This is a genomic window from Paenirhizobium daejeonense (assembly GCF_014280875.1).
Classification (GTDB): Bacteria; Pseudomonadota; Alphaproteobacteria; order Rhizobiales; family Rhizobiaceae; genus Allorhizobium; species Allorhizobium daejeonense.
In genome coordinates, this window is the sequence record NZ_JACLAL010000014.1 from 66,496 (window position 1) to 74,138 (window position 7,643).

General features: G+C 59.5%; 4 protein-coding genes. 3 read left to right on the top strand and 1 reads right to left on the bottom strand.

From position 1 onward, the window contains the following. Window positions 1-215 precede the first annotated feature (215 nt). From H4I99_RS23485 to H4I99_RS23495, 3 genes are all read left to right on the top strand, one after another. Window positions 216-1,379 (top strand): lytic murein transglycosylase, encoded by a 1,164-nt coding sequence (locus H4I99_RS23485; RefSeq protein ID WP_244625273.1) that lies wholly within the window; start codon window positions 216-218, stop codon window positions 1,377-1,379. Further along, window positions 1,376-2,032 carry a class I SAM-dependent methyltransferase gene (locus tag H4I99_RS23490; RefSeq protein ID WP_246225692.1) on the top strand — a complete coding sequence of 219 codons (657 nt, stop codon included), beginning with the start codon at window positions 1,376-1,378 and terminating at the stop codon, window positions 2,030-2,032. The genes H4I99_RS23485 and H4I99_RS23490 overlap by 4 nt, the downstream gene beginning before the upstream one ends. A gap of 64 nt (window positions 2,033-2,096) precedes the next feature. Then, window positions 2,097-3,866 carry a peptidoglycan D,D-transpeptidase FtsI family protein gene (locus tag H4I99_RS23495; protein ID WP_163906344.1) on the top strand — a complete coding sequence of 590 codons (1,770 nt, stop codon included), beginning with the start codon at window positions 2,097-2,099 and terminating at the stop codon, window positions 3,864-3,866. A gap of 64 nt (window positions 3,867-3,930) precedes the next feature. Here H4I99_RS23495 and H4I99_RS23500 read toward each other — a convergent pair whose 3' ends face one another. Next, window positions 3,931-5,823 (bottom strand): heavy metal translocating P-type ATPase, encoded by a 1,893-nt coding sequence (locus H4I99_RS23500; protein WP_163906345.1) that lies wholly within the window; start codon window positions 5,821-5,823, stop codon window positions 3,931-3,933. Window positions 5,824-7,643 lie beyond the last annotated feature (1,820 nt).

Here is a 7,643-nt window from a genome sequence, read left to right on the forward strand (position 1 = left end):
CCGCTTCCCTTGCCGAAACGCCGGCTTAACCGGCAGTCACCAGCAAAGCGGATTGATCCATGTTTACCAAACACGCTCGTACGAGCCGTGCACACGCACGCGCGGCTCCCCCTGCCGGCCAGGCATCTGCGCCGGAGAACAGTCCCAGAAACCCAGCAAGCACGCTAACCGTTCTCACCCTCGCCGCTGCCCTTTCGTTGGCAGCTGGCCCTGTCATGGCGACTTCAGGCGGCCAAGGCGCATATCTGGCGGACCTCTGGACCGAGGCAAAATCTCGCAGGATTCCACGCGACCTGTTCGAGCAGGCTTTCGCCGGCTTCAAGATCATCCCGAAGGTCATCGAATCCTCAACAACGCAGCCCGAAACACTTGCAACCGTTCAGAACTACATCGAGAAGCGCGTCAACACGAAGCGTATCGCAAGCGGGCGGGCCAAGTCCATTGAATGGAACAATGCACTGGCACGCATCGAAGAAGCCTACGGCGTGCCAGCGGAAATTCTCGTCTCTATCTGGGGCATTGAGACGAACTACGGTGGCTTCATGGGTGGAAGCAACGTGTTGCATGCGCTCGCGACCTTGGCGCACGAGAACTACCGCGGCGCCTATTTCCGGCGAGAGTTGATGACCGCCCTCGAAATCGTGCGAGACGGTCACGTTCGATCCGACCGGATGGTTGGTTCCTGGGCAGGCGCCATGGGCCAGACCCAGTTCATGCCGTCTAGCTTCGTCAATTATGCCGTGGATTTCGAGGGGGACGGGCGGGCTGATATCTGGTCCTCCGTGCCCGATGCACTCGCGTCGTCCGCCAACTATCTGTCGAAGAGCGGCTGGAGGCACGGCGAGGCCTGGGGATATGAAGTCCGCCTGCCAAAGACCTTCGACTACGCGTCAGCGTGGGCCGCGAGACGGATGACAATGCAAGAGTGGCAAAGGCTCGGCGCCATACGGGTGGACGGTAAAGCCTTTCCCCGACCGGGCGATAGCGCCCGGTTTTACCTGCCAGCCGGCGGCAGAGGCCCCGCTTTCCTGTTGCTGCGCAACTTCGACGTCATCAAGCGCTACAATAACTCGGACAGTTATGCTCTTTCCGTCGCCCATTTGGCGGACCGAGTATCGGGCGGAGCGTCGTTTACCGCGGCATGGCCGGCCGACATAGCACCGCTTTCTCAGGTTGAGCGGCGAGAACTACAAAAGCTGCTGAGCGAGCGTGGCTACGACGTAGGTGAGATCGATGGGCGGATCGGGGCCAAATCGCGCCTCGCACTCATTCGCTACCAGAAAAGCGAGGGCAGGCTTGCCGATGGCTTTCCCACGAAACAAATCCTTCAGTCGCTGCGCCGAAGTCCAGCAGGCCGGAAAGACGGAGAAACCCCGTGAAGGCCATATTTCACCCCACGTCACCGTATGCCATTTTCTCAGTAGCTCCGTGCACCCCCATGACAATCAAGCAAGGCAAAACGGCCAGTATCTCGTTCTCGGATACGGCAGCTTTTTTCAAAGAATGGATGACCGACCCAGCAAGGGTTGGATCGCTGGTACCGTCGAGCGACAGGCTTTCCGCCCTGATAACTCGCCATGTCGATCCGGCCTACGGGCCCGTGCTGGAACTTGGTCCGGGCACGGGTGTCTTCACGCGAATGCTCATACACCGCGGTGTGCGCCAGGAGGATCTGACGCTCGTCGAGTTCGGCCACGACTTCGCCGCCAGCCTGAAGGAGCGATTTCCGGCAGCTAAGATCATTTGCCTGGACGCAGGCCGCCTCTGGCATACCCGCTCCGACTTTCCCCTGCACGGCGCCGCCGTGAGCGGCCTCCCGCTGCTTGCAATGCCCCGGAGGAAAGTCTTCCGTATCGTACGGGGTGCCTTTGCGCTGCTCGATCCAAGCGCTTGCCTCTTCCAGTTCACCTATGGGTGGAGATGTCCGATTCCGACGGTCATTCTCGATCGTCTCGGTCTTCAAGCCGAAAGGGTCGGCACTGTGGTTCGGAACTTCCCCCCGGCCTCCGTTTACAAGGTCGCCCGGCGATGAGCGATCGAATGAACCTCCTGCTCCCGGCTGTATGGCCAGCATGGCCTCATTCGGAGATTTCGGCATGACGATGCGCCTCTATCCCTCCAAGACTCCGTTGAAGCCGTTCCGCAAGCGCCGCCGCATGACCGGCCGCATGTACAAGGGACGCTTCCTCATTGCCTTCTTTATCCTTGGTCTGGTCTATGCCGCCATCTTCGCGCGGCTGACCTATCTCGGCCTGCAAGCGCCGCCGCCGAGCGTGATGTCGCTGATGCCGCCATCCTATGCACGGCCCAACATCATCGACCGCAACGGCGTAGTCCTGGCGATGGACATCCCCGCAGCCTCTATATTCGCCGAGCCCCGCCGCCTGCTGGATGTGGACGAAACGGTGGAAGGGCTGACCTCTGTCTTTCCCGAGCTAAACGCCTCCGAGCTCTACAAGCGGCTCGACAGCGACCGCGGCTTCGTCTGGATCAAGCGGCAGGTTTCGGTGGCGCAGCGCGACCGCGTCTGGAACCTCGGCCTGCCGGCCGTCGCCTATCGCGAGGAAACCCTGCGGCTCTATCCGAACGGCAATCTTGCCGCCCACGTCCTTGGATCTGTCAACACCGACAATATCGGCATTGCCGGCATGGAGAAGTGGATCGACGGTCAGGGGCTGCAGGAGCTTCGAGAGGTCGGCCTCAGCCCGGACAGCAGCGCGCTCGAACCGGTCGCACTGAGCGTCGATCTGCGGGCGCAATTCATGCTCACCGAGGAACTCAAGAAGGCGGTGGAGAAATTCTCGGCCATCGCCGCGGCCGGCCTCATCATGGACGTAACGAACGGAGAGGTGATTGCGCTCGCCTCCTTGCCGGATTTCGATCCGAATTCGCCGGCCGACGCCCTGAAATCCGACCGCATCAACCGCATCAATGTCGGCACCTATGAGATGGGCTCGACCTTCAAGGCGATGACGACGGCCATGGCGCTCGATTCCGGCGTCTTCAACCTTTCTTCGGTGCTCGACGCCAGCCAGCCGCTCCGCTTCGGTCGGATGGCAATCCGCGACTATCGCGGGCAGAACCGCCCGCTCAACGTGCCCGAATCCTTCATCCACTCCTCGAACATCGCGATGGGCCGCATGGCGCTCGCCGTCGGCACACAACGCCACCAGGCGTTTCTTAAGTCCCTCGGCCAGTTCGAGCGCCTGACCACCGAATTGCCGGAAAACGCGCAGCCCATCCTGCCCGCCCGCTGGGGAGAAATCACAACGGCCACCGCCGCCTTCGGGCACGGCATCGCCGTCACCCCGCTCCAAGCCGCCATGGGCATTGCGGCGCTGGTGAATGGCGGCGACCTCATTCGCCCAACCCTTATGAAGGGCGCGGCGCTCGACCCGCGCATCATTCGCCGCAATGTCGTCACCCCTCAGACCGGAGAGGCACTCCGTTTCCTGATGCGGCTGAACGCCGAAGTGGGATCTGCCAAGAAAGCCGACGTGCCCGGTTATTTCATTGGCGGCAAGACGGGCACATCGGAAAAGGTGGTGAACGGCGCCTATTCCAGCGACCGCGTGCTCACCGCCTTCATGGGCGTCGCACCGGCCAACAAGCCGCGATACCTCTTTCTCACCATCCTCGACGAACCCAAGCCGCTTCCCGAAACGTACGGCTTCCGGACGTCCGGCTGGAACGCCGTGCCGGTGACGGGCACGATCATGGCGCGCGTCCTGCCCTTGCTTCTCGGCTCACCCACCTGGGCCCCGCCAAACGACCCCTTCCCTCGCACCGTCGCCCAGAACGCCTGGGGTTCGCAATACTTTAGCGGCATATACGAGCCGTCGGACTTCCTGGTGCAAAACTTCTGAGGCTGGGCATGTAGCCCCTCCGGCCGGATTTCGAAGCGAAACCCGGCCTGCACGGCACTATAGGCTATACGCCAGGGATGCGGACACGCAGCAGCTTTACCGAGTTCAAGAATACCAGCACGTCCGGTCCAAGATGAATGAACGCGGCCTCGATCGGGCCGATCCAGCCCATCAGCGCCGCGCTAATGCCGAGCACATGCACCACGCCGACGCCGACCCAGAGGTTCTCCTGGATCGTGCGGTAAGAGCGGCGGGCAATGTTGCGTGCCGCGACGATCTTGCCGAGGTCGTCCGTCATCAGTGCGATGTCGGCGGCTTCGAGCGCGGCCTGCGTTCCCCCGCCGCCCATGGCGATGCCGACTTCGGCGCGCGCCAGCGCCGGCGCATCATTGACGCCGTCGCCGACCATGGCGACCTTGAGGCCCTTCTTCTGCAGTTCCGCAATAGCCGCGACCTTGTCCGCCGGCATCAGGTCCGCCTTGATCTCGTCCACGCCGAGGTCCGCGGCGATCGCCTTGGCGGTTGCGGCATTGTCGCCGGTCAGCATGACGATGCGTTTGACGCCGCTTTCCTTGAGCGCGGTGATCGCCTCGCGCGCACCCGGCCGAAGCGTGTCGGAGATATAGATGATGCCTGCCAGCGTGCCGTCGATGGCGACATGCACCGGCGTACGGCCGACATCCTCCGGCCTCCGATCGACCGCGACGCCCGCTTCGGTCAGCAGCGCGGGATTGCCGACCAGCACCGCCCGCCCCTCCACCGTCGCCTTGACGCCGCGCGCCTGCAATTGCTCAAAACTCGCCGGCTCCGGCACATTGATGCCGCGACTGGCCGCGCCTTGCACGACAGCCTTGGCGAGCGGATGGGCCGAACGCCGGTCGGCGCTGGCGGCGAGACGCAGAAGCTCCTCCTCCCCGACCACCGGATCGAACGACTGGACACGGACGACCTCGGGCTTGTTGGCCGTCAGCGTTCCGGTCTTATCGAAGACCACGGCATCGGCCTTGGCCAGCAGTTCGAGATAGAGACCGCCTTTGATCAAGATGCCGGTGCGCGCCGCGCGCGCGATGGCCGCGATCATCACGAGGGGGGTGGCGAGGCCGAGTTCGGCCGGCGAAGTGAAGATCAGCAGCGTCACCACCTTGGACACGTCCCGTGTGATCAGGAACACGCCGATGAGAAAGACCAGCACGACCGGGATGAGCCAGCTCGCGACGCGATCGGCGAGCTTCTGCACCGGCGCCCGCTCGGATTCGGCATCCTCGACCAGCGCTATGATGCGCGAGAAGATCGTTTCGCCGCCGACCTTGTCGGTGCGCACGTCGATCGCACCGGCCTCCACGATGGTTCCGGCGAAAACCTGTGCGCCCTCGGCCTTGTCTTGGGGCACGCTTTCGCCGGTGATCGGCGCCTGGTTGACCGCTGCGCTGCCGGAGAGGACTACGCCGTCGACAGGGATCTTCTCGCCGGTGCGCACAAGCACGACCTGGCCGGGTTTCACGGCCTCGATGGGCACGATACGCTCGGCGCTGCCTTCGCGCACCAGCGCCGTCTGCGGCACGGAACCGATGAGCGACTTGATCGAGGCGCGCGCCCGGTCCGTGTTCAGCTCGGCAATGAACTCCGCGATCAGGATGATGACCATCAGCACCGCGCCGGCCACCGTCTCGCCTCCGAAAATCGCAACCAAGGTAGCGATCGTCACGAAGATCTCCGTGCCGATCTTGCGTTTGGTGAACAGGTCAATGAGGCCGGTCTTGACGAGCGGATAAAGTCCAAGCGCCACTGCAGCCCACAACAGGTAGAGCGGCACGAGCTGCTGCCAGTATAGAAGGGCTACCGCACCTGTCAGCAAGATACGGCCGATCTCGACCCATCGCTCGGGGGTCATGAGGCTCAAGAAGCTCGCACCCCCAGGCCCCGGCGCTACATTTTCAACCAACTTCACCGTCGTCATTTCATTTTCCTCGATCAAGGTTGGGAGGCAGCTGGCCAGGTTAGTTCATTGATCAGGCCACACGGCGCTCAAGAGTGCGAAATGTCTGTCGTCGACCTGCCGGGCTCAAGCGGAGCCGCCTTCAAATCAACATGGATGATTTCCTTCCAATACACTTTAATAACGCACGAGTTAATATTTAAAGCAAATCAATAATCACTCAAATATACTTACGTCGCGCAGTAATGGAGAAATTACCTCCCTAATTTACTTAGCTTATATAGAGATATCGGCACAATCTGCGAAAAATCAACGTGAATCCTATCAGACGTCAACTGCATGCGACTCCTGAGCTTTTCAGTTATTGGACACCAAAGCCCCTTAGATACATGCAATATGCTTCCCCCTGGATGCAGGCACTTTGTTGCGTTTCGTAGCAACCTCAATGATTGCCGCGGGGACATTCTCCCGTTAACAATCAAAACAATAGATCCATACGCAGTGGGGCAAAAACTTTTGGCCCATAGGTGTATTTTCTCTGGGATGATTATTTTCGTAGATGCGTAACAAAATCCGCTATTTGTAAGATATGACGATCTGCACTCCAAGAATGAAAATTCTAGTTCATCATTACAAAAAACCCCGCATCTAAACTTATTATCACTTATAGTGCTTATCCATATCACCAGAACTGGACATTCATTCATGCTAGCACTTAAGGCTATGCGCTTTATTGTATTTATAGGAACCGCCCCTACATCGGAGTTTCCGAGAATTATCCTCGCGAATTCCATCTCACCAGCATTCAAATTCATACTACATCTCTGTATTTGTCGCCATTTGGCAAAATTTAAGCGGGCTTACTGTAGTACTGCCTATTCCACATTGAAGCTTTGACTGCGCTTTTACCGAAGCATCGCAAAATACATGCGATCGTGACAGCTTATTGTTCGGCACTATTGACGCCCGGGGACCTCTAGAACCTGTATTCCACATGTGCCAAATCTCGATGCGCAAGGTTTCGATCCTGACGCAGGAATTGGCTGAACGCGGATGCAGTCCACGCTGAGGCACGCGCTTCGAAAGTTGCGCTATCTATGGAAACAGGCCCGCGAAACAGGCCGCCATTCGCAAGCTTCAACTTCACGGCAAGCACTAGCTATCGTGATTTTGTTCCGCTCAAAAACATGGCGGGCGCAGAAACTCGTACTTACGTTCGGTCTCGGAAGGGCGTCGAGAATCAACAACGCGTGGCGTGGTTGAACGGAGAAACTTCACATCAACCGCTACCACTGCACTGGGAGTGTCGTGGACATGCTCGGCCGCATTTTTCGGATGAGCGCCTTTGACCTTAAGGCCGATACCGTCGCGGCTGGGTCCCACAAGATCAGCTTCATTGGGGTCAAACTGCTTAGCCTCCCACTCATCGCTCGTGACCCAAACTTGAACAGAAGAAATTCGGTCGCGGCTGATAGCTATGTGTGGCAATACCCAACAAAACGACACGGAGAACGCGATTAAGAGCCGGAGAGCAGTCATCGTCTTTCGCCTACTGTGTTCAACGAATAGTCACTTAAATCGTACCGAGTATGCGAAGGCAGAGGAGTCGTGACGAACATATCCTATCACCCAGGATAGGTTAAAGCCAGTCGGCAATATTCAGCCTCGTTGTGGGAGGCTGCGGGAGCACCTGCTAACCCCAGCTGTGGCCCTATGAACTGCCCCCACTTTCGACCGGACACTCAGCATAAGCAGGAAGGCTCAAGCACAGGCTTGAGGATAAGCTTATGTCTAACGAGTTTCGACAGGTTGATCTGATGATCGGTGACGTCCGGCGGCGA